This window comes from Acidiphilium sp. 34-64-41 (assembly GCF_002282635.1).
In the GTDB taxonomy this organism is placed as follows: domain Bacteria; phylum Pseudomonadota; class Alphaproteobacteria; order Acetobacterales; family Acetobacteraceae; genus Acidiphilium; species Acidiphilium rubrum.
Genome location: NZ_NCJX01000010.1, coordinates 1 through 23,026, shown reverse-complemented (window position 1 = coordinate 23,026; position 23,026 = coordinate 1). Strand labels below are relative to the sequence as shown.

The following is a 23,026-nucleotide window of genomic DNA, read 5'->3' as shown; positions in this document are numbered from 1 at the left end:
CGATCGGCCGGTTGATCCTTGCCACGATCGCCGATACCGCGGTCTGCGATTGTGCGGTATTTTTGCGCATCGAGCCGTCGCGGCCTGACCATTTCGTGGTGGAGCATACGTTCGGTACGGTAAAGATGGCGTCGATGCTCTTGCGGGCACCGCCCGACTTTCTGTTCACCTCGGCACGTCACTCCGTGGTCCCGCAATCGGCCAGCATGACGGATTTGCTGGCAGTACCCCATGTCCTGTGGGCGTATGACGAGTCGCACGGCCGCGCGCTACTGCTCGGCAACCGGATTGAAAGCAATATTCACCGCGCGTTCGAGGCTGGCGATCGAGAGCTGGTCGAGGTCGCACTCGGGGTCTACATCGACGTTCTTATGCGAAAGGTTGCCGAGGCGGCGTTGCGCCAGGCCAAGCTGGCGGCCGAGCACGCCAACACCATTCGCGCGCAGTTTCTGGCCACGCTGAGCCACGAGTTCCGCTCACCCCTGGAGGCGGTGATCGGCTTTTCGGAACTGCTGGCGCACGATGGCGGCCAAGCCCCGTCAGCTGCGCAACGTAGCGAATACGTTCATCAAATTCTTGACTCCGGGCGTCGCCTGTTGGCACTCGTGAAGGATATTCTGGATTTCTCGCGGTTCGAGACGCTGGTGCCATTGCTGCGGATCGACTGGGTTCCGGCCGCCCAATTGTTACAAAACGCGGTGCGTGGCCTCGCGGCAGAAGCCGCCGCACGCCGGGTGAACCTCGAGATTATCCAGCCCGCCGCGCGATGGCAGATCTCGATCGATTACGAGCGTTTTCGCCAGATTTTAGCCAATCTGATCGGCAATGCGCTGAAGTTCACCCCACCTTCCGGCACCATCGTGGTGGCCGCGCGCATCCTTGACGACGCCGCCGTCGAAATCAGCGTCGCGGACAATGGCGTTGGCATCGCCCCGCAGGACATCGATCGGGTATTGGAGCCATTTATTCAACTCGCCAATCTGAACGGGCGCCGGGTTTCCGGGGCGGGCCTTGGGCTGCCGATTGCCAAGCAGCTTACCGAGGCGCACGGCGGCACCTTACGGATTGCCAGCATTGTCGGCAACGGCACCACGGTGACGGTGTCGTTGCCGACCGGAACGGCCCGGCTGCCGACCGTGGAATCCTAGCCAAACAAATCGGCCGGCGCACGGGCCATGGCGGCGAAGTTTTCATCGACCGCACGAAACAAGCCCCATGTTTCACTGTAATTAGCCGGAAAGCCAGGGCAGCCGGCATCGAGGTCGGACTGCCGGGCATGCACGTAATTGGTCCAGCGCTTGCCCGGCCGGCGATGATGAAAATCATGGCACGGCGCGTCGCCGACCAGCACGAACAGACGGACGAATAATTGCACCGTCAGCATATTCACCCACCATCCGCCCCACGCCAGCACGCCGCGCAGGCTGGGCGCGTCGCGGCGCGGCGGGAACCCGCCGGGGAACACACCGGCGGTCGCTTCGCAGATCAGTTGCTTGCCACGCTGATCAATGATTTCGATCGAAGGCAGGCGATGCTCGCACAGAATCCGAAACACCGTTGCAACCTGCAACAGCATGGTCACCGGCAGGACCCAGGCGATCATGACAATCGTCAGCGTATGGCTCAGGGCCGCGCCGATCAGCAGCGTCGCCCAGAACGAGATGCCAATCAGATTATGCGAACGCTCGAACGAATTCAGGCTGCCCTTGATCCTCTTGGACAAGAACCGCGCGTGAAACCAGGGCGAGATCAGAAGAAGCCCGAGGTGCCGCCACAGCGCGCGGCGATCCAGCGCGGTCCGCAGATCGCAGATGCCGACGACGAAATCGGTAAACTCGTCATCATCGGTGAACAGTTTGTTGGCGTTGTGGTGGAGCATATGCTCCTTTTGATAGAGGTCGAAATGCTTGAACAAGAGAATGGCCGACACCAGCCGCCCGACCAGCCGGTTGCGTGCGCGTGTACTGAACACCGTTCCGTGCGAGCAATGATGGAATATCACGACCTGGAACAAACCCAACCCGGATGATGTCCCCAGCAGACCAACGAATAATGCGGCCCAGAACCAGGGCGTTGCCGGATTTTGAAACGCCAGCGCCAGTGCGGAGATGACCGTGCCACCGAGCGTGAGGCCGATTGCCTCGCCGACATAGGCAGCGGGCCTTCGCGGTGGCGCGACTTCGCCGGGCGCCGGCTTAGCCGTCAGCCAGGTCAAAAAAGGTTGAACGAACGCCGGTAGCCCAAGGGCCATGTCGACTCGGGGATCGCGGCGCATCGGAACGCCGAGTTCGACAGATGCGGGTCGGATTTGTTTGGTTGTCACATGCATCGGAATCATTATCCTTCGGATCAGCTGACGGGATGAGGTTTGCCGGAACATCGTAGAACGACACACCGGCGGAATACGCGGAGAAGTTGTGTAATACTTTATATTAAACATATCGTTGTTTAAACTAGCTCAATTTTTTCAATAAAATTGAATGCTCCGAATTCGTTCCGGATAGTTGTCTCGCACCACGCAACGTAAGCGTTCGGTTACAAATAATCTGCGATCCGTGCACAGATTTGCGAAACTAAATTAGACTCTATAAATCGCTAAATGTTTAAATGATCCAAAAATGATCTCGATATAGGATATTTTATGTAGTAAAATAGACATGCTGCGACTGTGTGTGCGTGGGGCCTGCACGCGGGTCCCGACGGTCCGACAGAGGAATTATTGAAATGAAAGAAAGGAATGCAAGACGAATCTAAGTTGGAACTTAAACTGCTGCCTAAATCAATCGGCCTACCATACCCTTCAACAGCCCTGAAATCGCCGAGATTTGATTGCCACACGCCTAATCTCGCCGTCCCAGTTGCCTATCGCTACCCTGCGCCCTGAAAGGAGTTCTGGGATGTCAGCGAAGCCTCGATTAAAATCCATCGGCGCAGAGCATTGTCAATGATCACGAAAAGTTGATTGCCTTTGGAAATCAAGCGACGATCGGCCGCCTTCATCGCTGTTGTGGTGTCTCCGCCACAGGGGTTACGGCCCCCTTGCCGTCGAACCATGAGATCACGTTCTCGATCACTAACTTCGCCATCAGCCCACGCGTATGATGCGTCGCCGTGCCGACATGCGGCACCAGCACGACATGGTCCATAGCGATCAGTTCGGCAGGCACATGCGGTTCGGCGGCAAACACATCGATCCCGGCAGCCAGAATCGTTTTGTCGCGCAAAGCCTGGATCAGGGCAGGTTCATCGACCACCGAGCCTCGCGCGACATTAATCAGGATGCCATCAGGTCCAAGAGCTTTGAGGATCTCGGCACCCACGATGTTGCGCGTCGCCGACCCACCGGGCAGCACCACGATCAGGACATCCACCGCAGCAGCGAGCGCTTTCAGATCGGGATAGTGCGGGTAGGCGACGTCTGGAATCCGGTTGCGGGAATGATAGGAAATTGGCACATCAAACCCGGAGAGGCGCTTGGCGATCACCCGGCCGATCCGCCCCATCCCGGCGATACCAATGCTGCGGCCGCGCAGCGTGTTGCCGAGCGGAAACGGCCGCTCAAGCCACCGACCGGCGCGGAGGTGCCGCTCGGCCTCCGGCAGGGCGCGCACCGTTGCCAGCAGCAGCCCCACCGTGAAGTCGCCCATCTCGTCATTCAGCACGTCCGGCGTATTGGTCACCACAATCCCCCGCCGCGCCGCCGCCGCCGCGTCGATACTGTCATAGCCGACGCCGAAATTCGCGATCAGTTCGAGATTCGGCAACCGCGCCATCAGCGCCTCGTTCGTCGGGCTGCGGCCGCGCGTAACGATAGCGCGGATCTCGTTGCCGTGTGTGCCGATAATCTCATCGAGCGCCATATCGGTATCACGAAACACCTTGAACTTCGCATCCAGCGTCTCATCGACGATCGGCATGATCGCTCCGAGACTCAGGATTTTTGCGGCTTCGGTCATTGATTGACTCCCGGTGTTGCGTTCAACAGAAAATCGAAGTCACAGCCCTGGTCAGCCTGTAACACGCTGGTCTCGAACAGCTTGGCATAACCCCGCACGGCCAGCGCCCGCTCACGCGGCGCCGCCTGCCAGGCCGCCATCCGCGCCGCAAGCTCATCATCGCCGACCAGCAGATCGATCCGCCGTGCCGCAACATCGAGCCGGATCCGGTCACCGCTGCGTACCAATGCCAGCGGCCCGCCGATCGCCGCTTCCGGCGTGATATGCAGCACGATGGTGCCGAACGCCGTGCCGCTCATCCGAGCATCGGAAAGCCGCACCATGTCCTTGATGCCGGCGCGCGCGAGTTTCAGGGGGATCGGCAGATACCCGGCCTCGGGCATGCCGGGGGCGCCGATCGGCCCAGCATTGCGCAGCACCAGCACATCATCCGGCGTCACGTCCAGATCGTCACGGTCGATCCGCGCCGCCATGTCGGCGGTGGAATCGAACACCACCGCCCGGCCCTCGTGCTGCAGCAACGCTGATGAGGCGGCGGATTGTTTGATCACCGCTCCGCGCGGCGCCAAATTGCCGAACAGCACCGCAATCGCCCCGCTGGTTTTCAGCGGGTCGGCGCGCGGCCTGATCACGGTCTGGTCCGGCACGGTCTCGGCGCCGCCGGCGACCTCGGCAAGCGTTGCGCCGCCGACCGTCCGGCATGCCATGTCCAGCAGTGGCGCCAGTTCGCGCAGCAGCGCCGGCACGCCGCCCGCATGGTGCAGATGCTCCATGTAATGCGCGCCCGATGGCTTCAGATCGACCAGCACCGGCACGATGCGGCCCAGCGCATCGAGTGCCTCCAGATCGACCGGAACGCCGGCGCGCCCGGCCATCGCGGTCAAATGAATGATGCCGTTGGTGGAACCGCCGATCGCCTGCAGCACCACCAGCGCATTGCGCACCGCTGCCGGTGTCATGATGTCGCCCGGACCCGGACCGCCGTGTATTGCCAGCGCGACCGCCTGCCTGCCGCTGGCCTCGGCAATCCGGCGCCGCTCGGCATGGACCGCCGGCGCGGTTGCGGCCATCGGCAGCGACAAACCCAGCGCCTCGATCATGCAGGCCATCGTGCTCGCGGTTCCCATCACCATGCAGGTGCCGACCGACGGGGCCAGCCGACCGCTGATGATCTCGATTTCCGTATCATCGATCGCCCTGGCCCGATGCTGCCCCCACAGGCGCCGGCAATCGGTGCAGGCGCCCAGCACCTCTCCCTTGTGGTGCCCCACCACCATCGGTCCGGTGGGTACCACGATCATCGGCAGCCCGGCACTCGCGGCCCCCATAATCTGGGCCGGCAGCGTCTTGTCGCACCCGCCGATCACCATCACCGCATCCATCGGCTGGGCGCGGATCATTTCCTCGGTATCCATCGCCATCAGATTGCGCAGGAACATCGATGTCGGATGTGCGAAGCTCTCGTGGATGCTGATGGTGGGAAACACCATCGGCAATCCGCCCGCCAGCATCACGCCGCGCTTGGCACTGTCGATCAGGTCGGGCACGTTGCCGTGACACGGGTTGTAGTCGCTGTAGGTATTGGTGATCCCGACGATCGGCCGCTCCAGCGCGTCGTCCGAATAGCCCATCGCCTTGATGAAGGCCTTGCGCAGAAACAACGAAAATCCGGCGTCGCCGTAGCTGGTCAGGCCTTTTTTGAGCCCGCTCATGTACGGGCCTTGTACGCCTCATACCGCGCCTTGGTCTCGGCATTAGCGGGATACAGCCCGGGCAGCGCCACGCCGGCCTCCACCTCACGCATGATCCAGGCTTCGAGCCGCTCCTGCTCCGGGCCATGCTCCAGCACGTGGTCGAGCAATGCCGCCGGGATCACCACCGCGCCATCATCGTCCGCCACGATCACGTCATCGGGAAACACCGCTACGCCGCCGCAGGCAATAGGCTCCTGCCAGGCAACGAAGGTCAACCCCGCGACCGAGGGCGGCGCGGCGGCCCCGCGGCACCAGACCGGCAAACCCGTGCCAAGGACGCCCGCGAGGTCGCGCACCACACCATCGGTGATCAACGCGGCAACACCGCGCTGGTGCATACGTGCGCACAGAATATCACCGAAAATGCCGGCATCCGTAATGCCCATCGCATCGACCACGGCGATGGAGCCCGCCGGCATATCCTCGATCGCCCCGCGGGTTGAGCGCGGTGAACTCCAGGATTCCGGTGTCGCCAGGTCTTCGCGCGCTGGTACGAACCGCAGCGTGAACGCACGCCCCACCAGCCTCGGCTGGCCGGCGCGAATTGGCACCGTGCCGCGCAACCAGATGTTGCGCAGGCCCTTTTTTAGCAGCACGGTGGTGATGGTGGCGGTCGATACCCCAGCGAGCGTGGCGATCGTTGCCGCATCGAGGCTCATCGAGTTGACTCCGAAACCAGAGAGGGCAGGGGCAAATTCCGGCTGATCTGGGCATGCTGCATGATCGTTTCCTCGGCTTTCGAATGGTTTGGTCACGTCGGTATTGCAGATTATTTATATCCGGTTGATCGTGCATTCAAATCACCATCCGCCGTAATGTGCAATCGGGCGGCATCAAGGAAACCCAACCATGGATATCTGGCAACCATCCCTCCGCTATCCGGACCCGGCGATCGAGACGCTCGACCCCAGTTTCGCCCGCTATCGCGTGTTCAGCGCATCGGTCGAACGCCTGGTCACCGGCTTTCGGTGGGCGGAAGGCCCGGTCTGGTTCGGCGATGGGCGGTTTTTGCTATGGAGCGATATTCCGAACGATCGGATGATGCGTTGGGATGAGACCGATGGCTCGGTTTCGGTGTTTCGTCAGGGCAACTACGCCAATGGCAACACGCGTGATCGCCAGGGCCGTCTGATCACCTGCGAACACGGTGGCCGGCGCGTGGTCCGCACCGAACACGATGGCACCATAACCATCCTCGCCGATCGCTTCGAGGGTAAGCGGCTCAATTCCCCGAACGATGTCGTGGTGAAATCCGACGGCAGCATCTGGTTCACCGATCCACCGTTCGGCTTGTTGAGCCATTATGAAGGCACCATCGCACCTCAGGAACTCAATGCGAACGTCTACCGGATCGACGGACACTCAGGCGCGATCACCATCGTCGCCGATGACGTTCTAGGGCCGAACGGGCTCGCGTTCTCGCCCGATGAACATCGCCTCTACGTGGTCGAATCGCGTGGCGTACCGAACCGCAAGATCCGAGTGTTCGACGTCGAGGACGACACTCGCCTCACCAATGGCCGCCTGTTCGTCGATGCCGGCCCGAGCGGCACGCCGGATGGGATCCGCTGCGACACCGATGGCAATGTCTGGGCCGGCTGGGGCATGGGATCGCCGGACCTTGACGGCGTGATGATCTTCAACCCGAGCGGCGCCCCGATCGGGCGCATCGCGTTGCCGGAGCGTTGTGCGAATATATGCTTTGGCGGGCGGATGCGAAATCGGCTGTTCATGGCCGCCAGCCACTCGCTTTACGCACTCTACGTCAACGCGCAGGGCGCGGCTGGGGGCTGACGGCGCATAAAAATCGGCAATCCCGCTTGACTTCTGCGCGGCTTCGGGCAGTTTTGCATGCAAAATTGAGCTGTAATGTCAGAATGCGCTCTGGTAGTATGGCACAACGATAATGGTAAAAAATAAAAAAACGAGGAAATCATACAATGTCCGCAACAATGACTGTAACGCCGCGCGTAAAAAAAATACAACGAACGGCCCTAGCAATGTTGGTGATCTCCGGCAGTGTGAATTACATTGACCGGGCAACTCTAGCTGTCGGCAATCCGCTCATCCGGCACGATCTTGGACTTTCAGTTGCCGACATGGGCTTTCTGCTGTCGGCCTTTCTCTGGTCCTATGCCTTCGCGCAACTACCTATGGGCGCGTTGGTGGACAAGTTCCGCCCGCGGTGGATGCTCACAATCGGCTTGTCGCTATGGTCGCTCGCCCAGGTCGTCAGCGGCCTGGTTGGAAGTTTCGGTCAGTTTTATGTGGCCCGCATCGCGCTCGGCATCGGCGAGGCGCCGCAGTTTCCCTCTGCAAGCCGCGTCACGCGCGACTGGTTCAACCCCCGTGATCGTGGATTGTCGTCAGGCATCTGGAACACCGCCGGCCCTCTCGGCACTGCGCTCGGCGTGCCGTTGCTGACCGTGCTGATGCTGAATTTCGGCTGGCGCTGGATGTTCATCATCATGGGAATCGCTGGTCTGCTGGTCGCAGCGCTCTGGTTCACGGTTTACCGAAATCCGCGTGATGTGGCGCTCACAGCCGAGGAAAACCAATACCGCACCCAGGGCGACGATGTTGGCCAACGCCACCACATGACGTTTCGCGAATGGCGGATGCTGTTCGGCTTCCGGACGACCTGGGGCATGATTCTCGGCTATTTTGGCTGCATTTACATGACGTGGATCTACTTCGCCTGGCTGCCAGGCTATTTCGAGATTCAGCGCCACATGAGCGTGAAATATACCGGCATCGCCGCCGCCATTCCGTTTGCTTGGGGCGTGGTCGGCTCCTTGTGCGGCGGCTACCTGGCCGATGTCTTGGTCAGACGCGGTATCACGCCGATCAATAGTCGCCGCTATCCGGCGGGCATCGCGTTGATCGGGACGGCGGGTTTCACGCTTGCCGCAGCCTATGTCACCAGCAATAATCTGGCGATCGCCTTCATCTCCGCAGCTATTTTCCTGCTTTACATCACGAGTACCTGCGCCTGGGCGCTCAGCTCGGTTGCCGTGCCGCCCAACTTGACAGCCTCGGTTGGCGCCATGCAGAATTTCGGCGGTTATCTCGGTGGTGCCCTGGCGCCGACCGTGACGGGTCTGATTGTCGCTAGCACCGGCTCGTTCGTTCTCGCTCTCGTGGTCGGATCGGTCGTCAGCGTGTTCTCGGCCGGTGCTTATCTGCTGATCGTGAAAAACCCGATCACTACCGCGCAGATCGACCGCGTCGCCGACGTCTGAGATGGACAGGATCAGTCAGGAACATGCACAAAGCCTGATTGTGCGGGCGATCGGGATTGCTTTGGCTGATTACCGTGGCCGCCCGATCTGTATTTCGGTCTGTGATGCCGACGGCTTCCTGATCGCTTTCGCCCGCGCGGACGGGGCGCCGGTGCGCGGCATTGAAATCGCGCAGGGCAAGGCGTATTCAGCGGCGCGCATGGGTGTCAGCACGACCGAGTTTTTGGCCCGCATCCATCGTGAAAACATCGCACCGGGCTATTTCTGCGACCCTCGCCTGACGGCGTTGCCGGGGGGTGCCGTGATCCGCAGCAATGGCAGCCCGATCGGCGCGATCGGTATCAGCGGCCTTACCTCGAACGAGGATCAGGCGATCGCCGACGTGCTGGCCGGCGGTTAATTCGCCCGCGAAACGCCACATTGTTTTCAATTGTCAAACCATCGACAAACCTGTATTCAATCAATAATAAACGACAAAGACACCAAGGAGGAAACAATGAATCAAGACGCAACCCGCCGTGCCGTTATTGCAGCCATGGCAGCCGGCGCGGGACTTTCTGCGATGCCGCGATCGGCCTTCGCTGCCCCCAAAAAATTTAAGATCGCCCTGTCGAACTCCTACATCGGCAATGAATGGCGAATCGAAATGGTCAATCTGTTCAAGGCCGCGCTGGAGATGGAGCCCTACAAAAGTCAGGTCGAGGGCAGTTATTTCAACTCCGGCAACAATGTCAGCCAGGAGAGCCAACAGATTTCCGGCATGATCGCCGAGCGTGTCGACGCCATTCTGGTCGATGCCGCTTCACCAACCGGGCTCAATGGCATTATCCAGCAGGCCCATGCGCGCGGCATTCTGGTGATCTCGTTCGACAACGTCGTGACGACGCCGGCCGCCATCAAAGTGAATACCGACCAGTTCAAATTCGGCGAAACACTGGCCGCCTGGGTCGCGAAAAAAATCGGCGGTCAGGGCAACGTGATCATGGTGACCGGCGTCGCCGGCACAACTGTCAACGAGCAACGCAACAAGGGTGCCGAATCGGTCTGGCAGAAACATCCCGGCATCAAGATCGTCAACCGCTACGCGGGCGACTGGGATTCCGCGACCGCCGAGAAAAATACCGCCGCTATTCTGCCCAGCCTGCCGAAAATCGATGGCATCTGGTGCCAGGGCGGTACCGATGGCGTGCTGAAAGCCTTCATCGCCGCCAAGCGCACGCCGCTGCCGCCCACCGCCGGTGAGGCCGAAAACGGCTTTCGCAAATTCATGCTGGGATACATGGGCCAGAAGGTCGATGGCCTGTCGATCGGACAACCGCCATATCTCGTGCTGGTGGCACTCGAACTCGCACGGCGTATTCTGAACAAGACCTATCCGCGTCGCGATATCACGATCCCGTTCCCCTTCGTCACCGATGCGACGGTAAAAGCCGGCCAGACCGTGTTTCCGCAAATGACCGACAGTTTCTTCACCGACTTCACTGACAGCGGCCCGAATGCCGTCGTCAAAATCGGGGTGAACGCGGCACTGCACGGAACGCCCGGACCTGGAACTTTGACTGTCCACCTGCCAAAGGTTTGACGATGCCTGCAACGCCGGCGGTCGCCGCCATCGCGGCACGGTCGGTCAGCAAATCCTTCGGCGGGGTCAAGGCACTCATCAGCGCCTCGATCGCGATCTCACCGGGCAGCGTCCACGCGCTGGTCGGTGAGAACGGTGCCGGCAAATCCACCCTGATCAAAATCCTTGGCGGGCGGATCACGCCCGATGCGGGCAGCGTCACGATTGATGGCGAACCGGCGCACAGCGGCATCGCCGCCTCGCGCCGGCACGGCATCGGCACGGTGTTTCAGGAACTGACCCTGCTGCCCTTCATGACCGTCGCCGAAAACCTGCTGCTGGGGCGCGAGCCTCGCGGGCGCTTCGGCCTGATCGATCGCGCGGCGATGCCAAATGTCGCCGAGCGTGAACTCGCCGCACTCGGGATCACCCATATCGATCCGCGCGCCCTGACCGCCGATATTGCGCTCGCCGAACGCCAGATCATCGAAATTGCCCGCGTTATCCTGGCGAGGCCGCGCATCCTGCTGCTCGATGAGCCGACCTCCGCCTTGGTCGAGCGCGAAGTCGCGTGGCTGTTCAGTCAGATCCGGGCCCTGTGCGACGGCGGTACGGGAATCGTGTTCACCTCGCATCGCTGGGGTGAGATCGCCGCCATTGCCGACCGCATCACGATTTTCCGCAACGGTAGCGATGTCGGTTGTTTCGACTCGATCGATGAGGATGAAGCGATCACGCTGATGACCGGCCGGCAACTCGAAGCCCTATTTCCCGTCCGTACGCTGGCACCGGCTAAGCCGCCGGTCCTAACCCTGCGCGGCGTGCGCGCCGAAGGGATCGCACCGCTCGATCTGGCGCTATCGCCCGGCGAGATCCTCGGTATCGGCGGCCTCGCCGGACATGGTCACCGCAGCCTGTTCTTCGGCCTGTTCGGCGCGCCCGGCTTCACCCAGGGCGAGATCAAACAGGACGGCCGCGCCATCCGCATCCGATCCCCGCGTGACGCGATCCGCGCCGGCATCGCCCTGGTCCCCGAGGACCGCAAGAGCGAAGGGTTGTTCCTGCCGCTCAAAATCCGCGATAATCTGACCCTGCCGATCCTGGCCCGGCTGTCGCGGTTCGGCGCGATCCGGCGCGGCGCGGAGCGGTCTCTGGTTGATGACACGATCGCACAACTCGCGATCCGCACGCCGAGCCCATCGCAGCCGGTCGGCGTGCTGTCGGGCGGCAATCAACAGAAAGTCCTGCTCGGCCGCTGGCTGCTGACCAAGGCGCGCATCCTGCTGCTGTACGATGTCACGCGCGGGGTCGATGTCGCGACCAAGCATGAAATCTACGATCTGGTCGCCAAGCTCGCGCGCGAAGGTTACGCCATATTGTTCTATTCCTCCGATGCCGAGGAACTCGCCCATCTCTGCCACCGCGTGCTGGTGATGCGTCGTGGCGCCTTCGTCGCCGATCTGCCGGGGGCCGATCTGACCGCCGAGGCGATCGTTTCCGCAGCCATGCGCGAGTGTGCCCATGCAGCCTGATACTACGGCCGACGCCCTACCGCGCGGCAACCGGCTTGGCCATCTGATCGCCCAGAACATCGGCCTGATCCTGGCCGGCGCGATCCTGCTGATCGCGATCGTCGCGTTCATCCTGATTTATGGTATCGAACAGCAACGCCTGCCGGGCAATTTCGAACTGACCTCCACGGTCAACAGCGCCGTGCCACTGGCTTTTGCCGCGGTCGGCCAGTGTTTCGTGGTGCTGACCAAGGGCATCGATCTGTCGGTCGGCGGCGTAGTCGATCTTGCCAACGCCATGGCCGCGGTCACCATGGGCAAATCGCTCACCAGCGGCCTGGTGTGGTCGGTGGTCATCCTGATGGTCGGTGCCGCCTGCGGTCTGGTCAACGGCCTGCTGGTCGCGCTGGGTCGGCTGCAACCGATTGTTGTCACGCTCGGTACACTGTCGATCTATCAGGGTCTCGCCATCCGCGTGCTGCCCGAACCAGGCGGTGCGATCCCGCCGTCCTTCACGAATTTTCTGGTCAACCCGAATGCCCCCTACGCGCTGATTTTCATTGTTCTGCTGGCGCTCGCGTGGTCGGCGTTTCGCCGTTCGCGCGCGGGGGTCGATTTATATGCGATCGGCAATGACGAAGCCGCCGCCCGCGCGCTGGGCGTGAACATCCTGCGCACCAAGATCATCGCCTATATGCTCGATGGCACGCTCGCCGCCGCCGCCGGCCTGTTCCTCGCCGCATCCGCCACGGCGGGCGATGCCACCACAGGCAATTCCTATACCCTGTCCTCGATCGTCGCGGTGGTGCTCGGCGGTGTGTCGCTGTTCGGCGGCCGTGGTTCGGCGATCGGGGCGATCGCCGGGGCGCTGATCACCACGCTGATCGTCAACATCCTGTTCTTCGGCCACGTCAACCCGCTGTTCCAATCCTTCTATGAGGGCGTGTTCCTGCTGATCGCTGTGGTGGTCGGCGGCGTGATCGGCGGCACCATCCGGCGGAGGCCCAAATGAACAAGTTCAAAACCATGGCGCCGGAATCCCGCCGGGTTCTTTATGCCATCGCCGCCGCCGTGGCGCTGTTCCTGCTCGGCCAGGCGGTTCATCCGGGATTTCTCGGGCTCGCCAGCGTCGAGAGCATTTTGGTCATCGCGTCCTTCGTCGGGTTGGTCGCGGCGGGGCAGTGCTTCGTCATCCTGATCGGCGGCATCGACCTTTCGGTGCCCTGGGTGCTCAACGCCGGGGCGATCGTGCTGACCACGACGTCGCTCGGGCTGGAATCGCGCGCGCCCATCGCCATCGTCGCCGCGCTGGCCATGGGCATCGTGGTCGGTGCCATCAATGGCGCCGGTGTCGCCATTTTCGGCATTCCGGCTGTGGTGATGACGCTCGCGATGAACGGAATCATCGAGGGCCTGGTCCTCGGCTTGACCGGCGGCTTCACCTGCTCGGCCTGCTCGTCCTACGCGCCCCCCTTTGTGCAGGCGCTGGCGCATGACAGCCTGCTCGGTGTCCCTGACGCCTTGCTGCTCTGGCTCGTCGTGATCGTGCTGGTCACGCTGGCGCTGAACATCACCAGGTTCGGCCGCGCCACCTACGCACTCGGCAACAACCCGCGCGCCGCCGTGCTCGCCGGAATCGATGCGCGCGGCATGACCATCATGCTCTATGCCGCCAGTGGTTTCTTTGCCGCGCTTGCGGGGATTCTGCTGGTCGGCTTCGGTGGCCAGGCCTCGCTCGGCATGGGCGATCCTTATCTGTTCACATCGATCGCCGCCGTGGTGATCGGCGGCGTCAATATCCTCGGCGGCCGGGGCCATTACCTCGGTGTTGCCGCCGGGGCGGTCAGCCTGACCGTGCTAGTCTCGGTCCTGCTCGCCCTGAACATGCCCGACTATGTCCGCAGTATCGCCTACGGCGTCGTCATCCTCGGCCTGCTGCTGGCCTATGGGCGCGAACGCGAGACCTGAGGCTCAATAGGTCGCGCGGCCGCCCGAAATATCGAACACCCCACCGGTCGTGAACGAGCACTCGGGGGAAGCGAGCCAGCAGACCAGCGCTGCGATTTCATCAACCGTGCCGAACCGCCCCATCGGGATTTTCGAGAGCATGAAATCGATATGCTGCTGGGTCATCTGGTCGAAAATCGCGGTGCGCACGGCGGCCGGTGTCACGCAATTGACGGTGACGCCGGTCTTGGCGAGTTCCTTGCCGAGCGATTTGGTCAGCCCGATCACCGCGGCCTTCGAGGCGCTGTAGGCCGAAGCGTTGGGATTGCCCTCCTTGCCGGCGATCGAGGCGATATTGACGATCCGGCCGGTATCCTTCGCCAGCATATACGGCACGACGGCCTTGTTGGCGTGGAACACCCCGTGCAGATTGACCGCGAACACCTGCTGCCAGTCCGCGACCGGATACTCCCACGTGGTTGCGTTCGGCCCGGTGATGCCGGCGCTGGCAACCAGGACATCGATCCGGCCGAACGCCGCATCCGTCGTGCGCGCCGCCTGTTCGACCGCCGCCCAATCGGTCACATCGACCGGCACGCCGATCGCCTTGTCCCCAAACCGGGCCACCGCCGCATCAATATCGGTCGGGTTCCGGTCCCAGATGGCAACGCGTCCACCCTCGGCGATGATCCGGCTGGTCACCGCGAGTCCGATGCCGGCGGCACCGCCGGTCACGACGGCGCATTGTTGATCGAAGCGATTTTGATGGTTCATGTTTCCGTCCCTTATAGATGAGAGACAGTCTCTAGCACCCGAACCGCCGCCTGTCTCGCCTGATCAGGACCCGGCGCGCGGGTGGGCGTTCTGCCACACCGCCAGCAGTTGCGCGGTATCGACCGCGGTGTAGCGCTGCGTGGTCGACAGGCTGGCGTGGCCCAGCAATTCCTGGATCGCGCGCAGATCCGCCCCGCCTGCCAGCAGATGCGTGGCGAAGGAGTGGCGCAGCGCATGGGGTGTAGCGTGCTCGGGCAGCCCGTTGGCGCGGCGGAATGCGCGCAGGTGCTTCTGCACCACGCCGGCATTCAGTCGCGCGCCCCGCGCCCCAAGAAACAGCGGCGCATCCGGCGCGGGGGCAGGGTGGTGCGCCCCCCAATCGGCCAGTGCCGCGCGCACCGCCGCCAGCAGCGGCACGATGCGTTGTTTGCCGCCTTTGCCACGCACACGCAGGGGCGAATCCAGCGGCGGCAGGTCGCGCCAGTCGAGTGAAAGCGCTTCGTTAATGCGCAGGCCGGCGCCGTACAGCAGCGCCATCACCGCATTGTCGCGCGCGGCGAGCGCTTGGCTCGCCGCGGTATCGCCCAGCGCCTCGACGACCGCGCGTGCGTCCGGCGCGGTCAGCGCGCGCGGCAGCGGCCTGCGACTCCGCGGCGTCAAGATCAAGGTCGGGGCTTCATTGGCGATGCCGTGGCGTAGCCGCAGGTAACGATAAAAGCTACGGATGGCGGAGAGTTTTTTCGCCCGTGTCGCGTTGCCGGCACCCTTGGTGGCAACGCGTGCCAGATACGCCCGTAGATCAGCCAGCGAAACCGCTGCCAGATCCGCCCCGGTCGGCTCGCTGCCGATATGCAAAGTCAGAAAGCCGATGAACTCGGCTAGATCGCCGCCATAGGTCTCGATCGACTTGACGGCGGCGCGGCGTTCACCGGCCAGATAGGCCAGGAACGCCGCCTGCAGCGCAACCGCGGTTTCAGTGCTTGGTGGCAAGCCCGACATCGGTGATGCCGGATTTCCGTACCGCGTTCATGACCTGCATGATCCGCTGATACTTCACCGATTTGTCGCCGGCGATGATCACGTCGATCTTCTTGTTGGTATCATACAGCCCGGTCAGATAGGTCTGGAGCCCGGCGCGTGTAATATCCTGGTTCTTGACGTGCAGCCCGCCCTGCGGATCGATCATGATGACAATCTGCGTGGGTTTCAGCTCATTGGCGGTCGATGCCCCCGGCAATTGCAGCTTGACGCCGGAATCCGGGATCATCTTCAGCACGATCATCACGAAGAACACCAGAAGGAACATCATGATGTCGATCATCGGCACGATTTCGAGGCGCGGGCGCTCGCGCTCCATCAGGTTGGATTTACGGCGCATGGCTCAGACCCTCGCGAGTTCGGCGGCAGCGCGCGATTCTGCCATGGTCGACGGCGCGCCGACCGTTCCATCCGCCAGTCCACGGGTGTGGAAGCGGTTGATCAGCACGACCTTGATCAATTCGAGCTGCTGGATGATCCGGCGGCTGAGCGCGTTGAAGTAGTTCACGAAATACACCGCAATGATCGCGATCAGCAAACCAGCACCGGTCGAGACCAGCGCATCCGCGATGCCGCCGGTCACCTTGGCCGGACCGCCATGGGCGGACAGCACGTTGAACGCCTGGATCATGCCGATGATGGTGCCGAACAGGCCCAGCAGCGGCGCGATGGTGACCGAGGTATCAAGAATCCAGAGACCGCGATTGATCCGCGGCATGCTGTCCATGATCTCTTCCTCGAGATGATTATCAAGTTCGTCCATCGTCTCGCCGCGTGAGGCGAGGGCGGTGACGATCAGGTGTCCCTGCAAGGTCTTGCTGTTCGCTTCCGCCAGTTCGCGCAGCCCCTCGACATTGCCGTAACCGACCTGCCGAAGCTTGGCATGGATACGGCTGCCGGCGTTGATGGTCTTTTTGAGCAGGTAGAGGCGCTCGAACGCAACAACCAGGGTGATCAGCAATAACAGCGGCATCACGGCCAGGAGGCCACCCGTGAGCAGGACAAGTCGGACGATTTCATTCATGGGTCAAACTCCTAGGTCTTTGCAGTCGCGGTCTAAACGGCGGACGGCTGTACGGTTGAAGGGTTAAATTCCATAGTTTCAGTCGGTCCGCCCGGTTGGTTCGTGCGGAAATGCGGCGAGGCGGCGATCAGTTCACGCGTGTAGGCATTCGTTGGTCGCGTCAGCACGTCCTGCGCAGTCCCGAACTCGACCATGGCACCGCCGTTCAAAACGGCGATCCGGTCGGCCATATAACTGACTGCGGCAATATCATGACTGATCAGCATATAGCTCAAACCATCTTGACGCGCCAAATCTTTCAAAAGGTTCAGCAAAAGCGCCTGTGTTGAAACATCAAGGCTCGAAGTTGGTTCGTCAAGCACGATTATGCCGGGATTCGTCGCCAGGGCCCGCGCAATCGCAATCCGCTGCGCCTGCCCGCCGGACACCGAGCCAGGAAACAGGTTCAGCATCCGCTCCGAAAGACCCACACGGTCGAGCAGGGCGGCCGCTTGCGCCATTCGTGCACGCTGGCCGCGCATTCCGGCGAGTTTCAAGGGCTCGGCAACGATATCACCAATCCGCATGCGCGGATTCATCGATTCTTTGGGATCCTGAAACACCACCTGAATGCGGCGCCGGGCCAGCTTGCGCTGTTGGCGCGGCATCGTATCGAATGCCTCGCCGTTCAAGATTACGTGACCCTGATACGGGATCATTTGCAACACCGCGCGGCCCAGGGTGGATTTGCCCGACCCGCTCTGTCCGACAATGCCAAGGCATTCGCCCTGCCTCAGGCTGAACGAAATGTCGCTCAGCGCGCGCATCTTGTCCTTACGCCCGATCATGCCTTGGAAAAAACTCGTAGCCGTCCGCTCGTAATCGACGCCGAGCTTGGTCACTTCCAGCGCCGTGCCGCGCGATGGTGCGGCAATCGGCGCCGGATCATCGAGCACGGCATCGAGCATAGCGGCAGGATTGATCTCGCGGCCGCGCCGGCACGCAAACATCGTGCCGCCGGTCGTCTCCGGTGCCGGGTAGGCGGTTTCGCAGGCCGGTTCGCGGAACGCGCAGCGCGGCGCGAAGCGGCAACCCGGTGGCCGTGTTTCCGGATCGGGCAGATTGCCGGGAATACTGGCCAGGCGCGTCTGGCCCAACCGCGGCACCGCGCCGAGCAGCGCCTGGCTGTAGGGGTGGCGCGGCTGCGCGAAAAACGACCGTGCGGTGCCCCATTCGACCGATTTGCCGGCGTAAAGCACATGCACCTGATCGGCATGTTCCTCGACGATCGACAGATCATGCGTGATGAACAGCACGCCCATCCGATGTTCACGCCGCAGACGGCTCAACAGCGCCAGGATCTGGCGCGCCACCAGCAGATCGAGACCGGTGGTGGGTTCATCGGCGATCAGCAACTTTGGCGAGCAGGCCAGCGCCATCGCGATCATCACGCGCTGGCGCATGCCGCCGGAAAACTGGTGCGGATAGTCATCGAGCCGGTCGGCCGGATCGGGAATGCCGACCTCGCCGAGCAAATCGAGCGCCCGGGCGCGCGCGGCGCGATCGGTCTCGCCGGTATGCAGACGATAGACTTCGGCAATCTGATTACCGACCCGCGTGGTCGGGTTGAGTGCCGACAGCGGGTTCTGAAACACCATGCCGATGTCGCGGCCGCGCACCCGGCGCATTTCAGACTCAGTCAGCGCGGTCAAATCCGTGCCCGCCAGCATCACCCGGCCGGAAACCTCCGCACTGCGCGGCAACAGGCGGATCACGCCGAGCGAGGCAATGGTCTTGCCCGAGCCGCTTTCACCGACCAGCGCGGTCATCTCCCCGGCATTGACGGTCAGGTTGATGTCATCGAGCACCGCGATCGGTTTGCCACGACCGCGCTTGAGCGCGACGGAAAGCTGATCGAGCGTGAGAACCGCGCTCATCGTGCCGCACCGAACCGCGCGAGCAGCCCCTGACCGATCAGATTCGCCGCCATGATCGAAAGAAAAATCATCAACCCGGCCGGCAAGATCATCCACCACGGATCGAGCGCGATCAGGTTGAGCCCGGTCTGCAACAGGCCGCCCCAACTGGTATAGGGCGGCTGCACGCCAAGGCCGAGGAAGCTCAGCCCGGACAGAGCGAGCACCGAATCACCGACCAGAAATGTCGCGTTCACCACCAGGATCGGCGCCATCACCCGGAGAATATGCGCCCGCGCGATATACCACGTGCCGCCGCCGAACTGCCGGGTTGCGAGGATGAAATCGCGGTTGCGCTGGGCGATCGCTTCGTTCCGCACAATGCGCGCAAGACCGGGCCAGGATGTCAGGCCGAGCAGCAAAATCAGCTCGAACGTCCCTGGGGTGAACAGCGCCGAAAAGAAGATCAGCACCACCAGGCCGGGCAGCGCCAGAATCGCATCGAGCACGCGCATCAAGACCTTGTCGAACCAGGACGGGCTGAGCGCCGCCGCCAAACCATAGGTGATGCCGAGCAGAAAGGTCAGCAGGGCGGCCGGAATGCTGACAATCAAAGTGGCGTAGCCGCCCGCGATCAGCCGCGCCAATTCATCGCGCCCGATCTGATCGGTCCCCAGCGGAAACGCGGCACTCGGCGCCTCAAGCGCATGATGCCCGTGGATTGCATAGGGGCTGGCCGTGTAGAGATACGGCCCGATCAGGCTGAACAACACAACGATCGCCGCCAAGGCAACGCCGGTGACCAGCGTGCCGCGATCACCGAGCCAGTTTGCGGCACGTTCCGCCGCCGAACGCCGCAAGGCGCCGCCAGGTGCGTGGATGGTTTGGCCGAGTGCGTTGCTCATTCGTAGCGCTCCCTGGGATCGAGTAAGCCGTTGACCAGATCCGCCAGCAGATTGCCGATGACGGTGAGCGCGCCGATCAACAGGACGATGGCCGAAATCACCGGATAATCCTGCGACAGCGCCGAGCGCCACAGCAGGTAGCCGAGACCCGGATAATTGAACACGGTTTCCACCAGCACCGAGCCCGCAAAAATACCGGGAAATGCGAGGCCCAGAATGGTCACCAACGGCCGCAGCGCATTGCGCAACACGTGCTTGAACAGCACCGCCCGAAACGTCAGCCCCTTGGCGAGCGCCGTGCGCACATAATCCTTGCCGAGTTCCTCATGCACCGAGGTGCCAAAGTAGCGCGACAGGCCAGATACGCCGAGCAGCCCAATCGTCAGCACCGGCAGCGCGAGGTGCCGCCCGTAGTCGAGCAAACCCGGCTGTTCGAGCCGCAGATTGGTGATGCCGCCGGTGGGCAGCACGCCCCATTTCACGCCGAAATACAGAATGAACATGGTGCCGACAAAAAACGTCGGCAGCGCATAGAGCGAGAGTTGCAACGCCCCGATCAGCCGCGCCGGCCACCGCCCATACGTGACGCCCTGCACCAGCCCGATGCCGATCGACAGCACCAGTGAGAGCAGAATCGCACCGACATAGAGCGCCAGCGTATTCATCATGTAATCACCGACCAGTTGCGTCACCGGCCGGTTGAGCAGGTAGGAATACCCGAGCCGCCCTTGCAGCAGATGCCACCACCAGATGACGTATTGCTTCCAGAGCGGGGCGGCCAGACCGAGGCGAACGTTCAACTCATGTACCGCGTTTGGTGTCGCTTTCTGGCCCAGAATTGAATAGGCCGGCCCACCAGGCGTCGCATGCGTCATAAAAAAGACGATCGTCACAAGAATTGCCAGCGAGAGAAGCGCTGTCAACAGCCGCGCAGTGATCATTCGCAGCATCTGGGCAATCCCTCCAGGCTAAATGGTCGCTTTCTAAGTCTCATGGTGTTACATTGGCGGCGGTAGCGCTACCGCACGGTGGCGCCGTGAAATGTAGGTATTGTGGCGACCATGAGCCGGTAGGGCTGATGAATTTGCTGATCCCCCGCAGTCCTTTGCGCACAAGAATTACAGAGCCAGGATTGCCGGCAAATAACTCGGGTTGTTGCTCGGCTGCGTAATCCTGATATTGGTAAAGGGCCTCGGTCCCGGCTTCCGTTGTTACAGCGTTGAGTAAGCGGTCCATCTTCGGATCACTATACCCGGCCTGATTTTGAGCACCGTTAGTTCGAAGCTGTGCCCCATCAGATGGATAAGAACCAAGCTGCCAGCCGAACCCCATCGCTTCCCACGCGAGCGGCTTTTGCGACAACGCCAGCAACTGATTGAACGTCACAAGCCTGATTTTCATGTCGATTCCTACTGCCCGCAACCACTGTTGGGTCAATTCGGCCCCCAACATCGATGTGCTGCCCCCGGACGCCTGGAGATATGTAAAAGCGAGCCGTTTACCATTCTTGACGCGAATACCGTCCGGACCTGGCTTCCATCCCGCCTCGTCCAATAACTGTTTGGCTTTCGTGGGGTTATATCCAACCGGCCACTGGCCTAAGCGCGCTGAAGGAGATAGGAAAGTCGCCGGATCCACAGGTACGGGTCCATGTTGAACAGTCCCCAGACCGTGAAGCAAAAGTTTGTTGCCTATTCTTTGGCTTATTGCATCAACCATTGCTTGCCGCACTTTCACGTCTCGAAAAAATGCAACAGCCGGATTCTTGTAGTTAAGTTGGGTATAATCGAACCCAAATGCCGGTTGAATCTTAATCAGCCTGACATTCTTTAGCCGATGACCTTCCTGCCAAAGCGAAAACGGCAGGTTGCTAATGTCGATCGAGCCGCTTCGAATGCCTTCGATTTCAGCGCCGGAGGAATGAAGAAACTTCATAATGAATCGGCTGATTTGCGATTTGTGACCCTGGTACGTCGAATTGGGCTCGAAAATTATATGCCGGCCGAGCTTGAAGCTGGCGACCCTGTAGGGTCCGTCGACTACATGAAAAAATGATGGGTCAGATTGACGGCGCCACATCTGATTGATCGTGTACTTACCCCAAATATGCTCAGGATACGGGGCAAGGACCGGCAAACCTTCGATCTCGAACCACGTGGGATTCACCGGATGAAGTGTAACAATTCGGAACTGTTGAGGATTGATTACCGTAAAGCTTTTGACAACCGTCGGAATGCCGCCTGTGCCGTAATTCAAAAATGTTGGACCAAGTTTTTTTATCGTATTGAAGGTATAAAGAACATCGCTAGCGGTAACAGGCTTCCCGTCGGACCACATCCAAGGCTTCATCGTTACAGTGAAAACAGTATTATTCTTTGAAACATCAATTTTTGTCGCCAGACTACGAGACCACGTAATCGTATGATCCCGATTAACCCAAATCAAGCCTTCATACAAAAGACCTCCAGCCACTTGATTATAAGTTGAGGACGCAAAAAATGGATTAAGTTCAGTAACGGACGCCGGAGGTGCGCCGGAGCCAACGCCCGGCGGCACAATCACGGTGCCGCACGTCTGCGGTGCCGCGGCAATGGCGGGCAAGGGCAGGGCGAGCAGGGCAGACAGCAGGCAGCGACGCAGGCGGGCGAACCGGTTGTTCAAACCTGTCTGTACATGTGCTGCCGTCATGATCACCCCTCGATCCCGCTGATCCATGGAACGCTCGTCAAGCAGGTTTCCACGCGATTGGAAAGCAAAAACGCAAATAAAATGCTGCTAAAAAAACTGTGTCGGATGTGTACTTAGAATTGAAATATTCAACGCATTTTCGCTGAAAATTCATTCTGAATCACACAACGGGGCCGCGCATCGCGCGGCCCCCTGCGACAAGCCAAACAGAAGATCAGAACTTCGCCGAAACGCTGGCGAAGATAGTGCGCGGCGGACCATAGAAGGCCGCTGCGTAAGGCGATGTACCAAGAAACCCGGTCGGGCTGTTACCCGAGATCTGCTGATACACGTTATAGAAATGGTTGTAGTAATTCAGACCGAGCAGATTCTTGACGTTCAGTGAAAGCGTCAGGACCTTGATCGACTGGAAGTGAACCGGCACGTTGTACTTCAAAAGCACGTTCAGCGTCAGGAAGCCCGGCAGCAGAAACGCCTTGTTCGGCGCTGTTTGCAGGCCGTATTGAATGCCCGGAAAGCCCGACGCAGGCTGTGCGGTTCCCGGAATATAGGCGGCATTGGTCGGGTTATAGTCGAACGTGGTATACTGCTGGCCCGTATACTGGCCGGCAATCCGCGCGGAATACGGACCGTGCGTGCCTATCCGGTTAAGTCAGACACCCACTACATGTGGGGTGGACCCATGCTCCCGAATAAAGCTGGGCATAGGTTGGCGCCTCGGCGCCGCCCGC

21 protein-coding genes are annotated in these 23,026 nt (G+C 61.3%); 8 read left to right on the top strand and 13 right to left on the bottom strand.

Annotated features, from left to right (window positions below):
- Positions 1 to 11: 11 nt before the first annotated feature.
- Positions 12 to 1,148, top strand: a complete 1,137-nt coding sequence (locus tag B7X49_RS02900) for a sensor histidine kinase KdpD (RefSeq protein ID WP_286838222.1) — start codon at positions 12 to 14, stop codon at positions 1,146 to 1,148.
- On the opposite strand, the gene B7X49_RS02895 is transcribed toward B7X49_RS02900, so the two are convergent.
- The 4 genes from B7X49_RS02895 to B7X49_RS02880 all read right to left on the bottom strand — a co-directional run bounded on the left by B7X49_RS02895 (position 1,145) and on the right by B7X49_RS02880 (position 6,369).
- Positions 1,145 to 2,215: a fatty acid desaturase gene (locus B7X49_RS02895; protein ID WP_286702584.1), complete on the bottom strand. Its 1,071-nt coding sequence runs from the start codon at positions 2,213 to 2,215 to the stop codon at positions 1,145 to 1,147. The genes B7X49_RS02900 and B7X49_RS02895 overlap by 4 nt on opposite strands.
- 781 nt (positions 2,216 to 2,996) lie before the next feature.
- Positions 2,997 to 3,956 (bottom strand): 2-hydroxyacid dehydrogenase, encoded by a 960-nt coding sequence (locus B7X49_RS02890; protein ID WP_286702585.1) that lies wholly within the window; start codon positions 3,954 to 3,956, stop codon positions 2,997 to 2,999.
- A complete protein-coding gene (locus B7X49_RS02885; protein WP_286702586.1) occupies positions 3,953 to 5,668 on the bottom strand; it encodes an IlvD/Edd family dehydratase in 1,716 nt (571 codons plus the stop codon). Before B7X49_RS02885 ends, B7X49_RS02890 begins: the two co-directional genes overlap by 4 nt.
- Entirely contained in the window at positions 5,665 to 6,369 is a 705-nt protein-coding gene (locus tag B7X49_RS02880) for a ribonuclease activity regulator RraA (RefSeq protein WP_286702587.1), read from the bottom strand. The genes B7X49_RS02885 and B7X49_RS02880 overlap by 4 nt, the downstream gene beginning before the upstream one ends.
- A 190-nt stretch (positions 6,370 to 6,559) precedes the next feature.
- Between B7X49_RS02880 and B7X49_RS02875 the strand changes: the two genes are divergently transcribed.
- The 7 genes from B7X49_RS02875 (at position 6,560) to B7X49_RS02845 (ending at position 13,992) form a co-directional block, all read left to right on the top strand.
- Positions 6,560 to 7,504, top strand: a complete 945-nt coding sequence (locus B7X49_RS02875; RefSeq protein ID WP_286702588.1) for an SMP-30/gluconolactonase/LRE family protein — start codon at positions 6,560 to 6,562, stop codon at positions 7,502 to 7,504.
- Between the two features lie 146 nt (positions 7,505 to 7,650).
- Entirely contained in the window at positions 7,651 to 8,952 is a 1,302-nt protein-coding gene (locus B7X49_RS02870) for an MFS transporter (RefSeq protein WP_286838220.1), read from the top strand.
- A 1-nt stretch (position 8,953) separates the two neighbouring features.
- Positions 8,954 to 9,352 carry a heme-binding protein gene (locus B7X49_RS02865; protein ID WP_286702590.1) on the top strand — a complete coding sequence of 133 codons (399 nt, stop codon included), beginning with the start codon at positions 8,954 to 8,956 and terminating at the stop codon, positions 9,350 to 9,352.
- Positions 9,353 to 9,448: 96 nt separating this feature from the next.
- Positions 9,449 to 10,534, top strand: a complete 1,086-nt coding sequence (locus B7X49_RS02860) for a sugar ABC transporter substrate-binding protein (RefSeq protein WP_286702591.1) — start codon at positions 9,449 to 9,451, stop codon at positions 10,532 to 10,534.
- Positions 10,535 to 10,536: 2 nt separating this feature from the next.
- Positions 10,537 to 12,045, top strand: a complete 1,509-nt coding sequence (locus tag B7X49_RS02855; protein WP_286702592.1) for a sugar ABC transporter ATP-binding protein — start codon at positions 10,537 to 10,539, stop codon at positions 12,043 to 12,045.
- Positions 12,035 to 13,036: an ABC transporter permease gene (locus B7X49_RS02850; protein WP_029311086.1), complete on the top strand. Its 1,002-nt coding sequence runs from the start codon at positions 12,035 to 12,037 to the stop codon at positions 13,034 to 13,036. Before B7X49_RS02855 ends, B7X49_RS02850 begins: the two co-directional genes overlap by 11 nt.
- Positions 13,033 to 13,992, top strand: a complete 960-nt coding sequence (locus B7X49_RS02845) for an ABC transporter permease (RefSeq protein ID WP_029311085.1) — start codon at positions 13,033 to 13,035, stop codon at positions 13,990 to 13,992. Before B7X49_RS02850 ends, B7X49_RS02845 begins: the two co-directional genes overlap by 4 nt.
- A 3-nt stretch (positions 13,993 to 13,995) precedes the next feature.
- On the opposite strand, the gene B7X49_RS02840 is transcribed toward B7X49_RS02845, so the two are convergent.
- The 9 genes from B7X49_RS02840 to B7X49_RS02800 all read right to left on the bottom strand — a co-directional run bounded on the left by B7X49_RS02840 (position 13,996) and on the right by B7X49_RS02800 (position 22,731).
- Positions 13,996 to 14,745: an SDR family NAD(P)-dependent oxidoreductase gene (locus tag B7X49_RS02840; RefSeq protein ID WP_286702593.1), complete on the bottom strand. Its 750-nt coding sequence runs from the start codon at positions 14,743 to 14,745 to the stop codon at positions 13,996 to 13,998.
- Positions 14,746 to 14,808: 63 nt separating this feature from the next.
- On the bottom strand, positions 14,809 to 15,744 hold the full coding sequence (locus B7X49_RS02835; RefSeq protein ID WP_286702594.1) for a tyrosine recombinase XerC: 936 nt from the start codon (positions 15,742 to 15,744) through the stop codon (positions 14,809 to 14,811).
- Entirely contained in the window at positions 15,719 to 16,123 is a 405-nt protein-coding gene (locus tag B7X49_RS02830; RefSeq protein WP_029311082.1) for a biopolymer transporter ExbD, read from the bottom strand. Before B7X49_RS02830 ends, B7X49_RS02835 begins: the two co-directional genes overlap by 26 nt.
- Before the next feature lie 3 nt (positions 16,124 to 16,126).
- A complete protein-coding gene (locus tag B7X49_RS02825) occupies positions 16,127 to 16,807 on the bottom strand; it encodes a MotA/TolQ/ExbB proton channel family protein (protein ID WP_029311081.1) in 681 nt (226 codons plus the stop codon).
- A 32-nt stretch (positions 16,808 to 16,839) separates the two neighbouring features.
- Positions 16,840 to 18,723 (bottom strand): ABC transporter ATP-binding protein, encoded by a 1,884-nt coding sequence (locus B7X49_RS02820; protein ID WP_286702595.1) that lies wholly within the window; start codon positions 18,721 to 18,723, stop codon positions 16,840 to 16,842.
- Positions 18,720 to 19,607 (bottom strand): ABC transporter permease, encoded by an 888-nt coding sequence (locus B7X49_RS02815; protein WP_286702596.1) that lies wholly within the window; start codon positions 19,605 to 19,607, stop codon positions 18,720 to 18,722. Before B7X49_RS02815 ends, B7X49_RS02820 begins: the two co-directional genes overlap by 4 nt.
- Entirely contained in the window at positions 19,604 to 20,557 is a 954-nt protein-coding gene (locus tag B7X49_RS02810) for an ABC transporter permease (protein WP_286702597.1), read from the bottom strand. Before B7X49_RS02810 ends, B7X49_RS02815 begins: the two co-directional genes overlap by 4 nt.
- A gap of 40 nt (positions 20,558 to 20,597) precedes the next feature.
- Positions 20,598 to 22,322 (bottom strand): peptide ABC transporter substrate-binding protein, encoded by a 1,725-nt coding sequence (locus B7X49_RS02805; RefSeq protein WP_286702598.1) that lies wholly within the window; start codon positions 22,320 to 22,322, stop codon positions 20,598 to 20,600.
- A 187-nt stretch (positions 22,323 to 22,509) separates the two neighbouring features.
- Positions 22,510 to 22,731: a TonB-dependent receptor gene (locus tag B7X49_RS02800; RefSeq protein ID WP_286838213.1), complete on the bottom strand. Its 222-nt coding sequence runs from the start codon at positions 22,729 to 22,731 to the stop codon at positions 22,510 to 22,512.
- Positions 22,732 to 23,026 lie beyond the last annotated feature (295 nt).

Bases quoted from the DNA above. Each gene is read 5' to 3' on its own strand.
- B7X49_RS02815 (WP_286702596.1), bottom strand. From the start codon at position 19,607: ATGAGCAACGCACTCGGCCAAACCATCCACGCACCTGGCGGCGCCTTG.
- B7X49_RS02875 (WP_286702588.1), top strand. From the start codon at position 6,560: ATGGATATCTGGCAACCATCCCTCCGCTATCCGGACCCGGCGATCGAG.
- B7X49_RS02865 (WP_286702590.1), top strand. From the start codon at position 8,954: ATGGACAGGATCAGTCAGGAACATGCACAAAGCCTGATTGTGCGGGCG.
- B7X49_RS02805 (WP_286702598.1), bottom strand. From the start codon at position 22,322: ATGGATCAGCGGGATCGAGGGGTGATCATGACGGCAGCACATGTACAG.
- B7X49_RS02825 (WP_029311081.1), bottom strand. From the start codon at position 16,807: ATGAATGAAATCGTCCGACTTGTCCTGCTCACGGGTGGCCTCCTGGCC.
- B7X49_RS02840 (WP_286702593.1), bottom strand. From the start codon at position 14,745: ATGAACCATCAAAATCGCTTCGATCAACAATGCGCCGTCGTGACCGGC.
- B7X49_RS02890 (WP_286702585.1), bottom strand. From the start codon at position 3,956: ATGACCGAAGCCGCAAAAATCCTGAGTCTCGGAGCGATCATGCCGATC.
- B7X49_RS02835 (WP_286702594.1), bottom strand. From the start codon at position 15,744: ATGTCGGGCTTGCCACCAAGCACTGAAACCGCGGTTGCGCTGCAGGCG.
- B7X49_RS02880 (WP_286702587.1), bottom strand. From the start codon at position 6,369: ATGAGCCTCGATGCGGCAACGATCGCCACGCTCGCTGGGGTATCGACC.
- B7X49_RS02885 (WP_286702586.1), bottom strand. From the start codon at position 5,668: ATGAGCGGGCTCAAAAAAGGCCTGACCAGCTACGGCGACGCCGGATTT.
- B7X49_RS02810 (WP_286702597.1), bottom strand. From the start codon at position 20,557: ATGCTGCGAATGATCACTGCGCGGCTGTTGACAGCGCTTCTCTCGCTG.
- B7X49_RS02850 (WP_029311086.1), top strand. From the start codon at position 12,035: ATGCAGCCTGATACTACGGCCGACGCCCTACCGCGCGGCAACCGGCTT.
- B7X49_RS02860 (WP_286702591.1), top strand. From the start codon at position 9,449: ATGAATCAAGACGCAACCCGCCGTGCCGTTATTGCAGCCATGGCAGCC.
- B7X49_RS02845 (WP_029311085.1), top strand. From the start codon at position 13,033: ATGAACAAGTTCAAAACCATGGCGCCGGAATCCCGCCGGGTTCTTTAT.
- B7X49_RS02870 (WP_286838220.1), top strand. From the start codon at position 7,651: ATGTCCGCAACAATGACTGTAACGCCGCGCGTAAAAAAAATACAACGA.
- B7X49_RS02855 (WP_286702592.1), top strand. From the start codon at position 10,537: ATGCCTGCAACGCCGGCGGTCGCCGCCATCGCGGCACGGTCGGTCAGC.
- B7X49_RS02820 (WP_286702595.1), bottom strand. From the start codon at position 18,723: ATGAGCGCGGTTCTCACGCTCGATCAGCTTTCCGTCGCGCTCAAGCGC.
- B7X49_RS02830 (WP_029311082.1), bottom strand. From the start codon at position 16,123: ATGCGCCGTAAATCCAACCTGATGGAGCGCGAGCGCCCGCGCCTCGAA.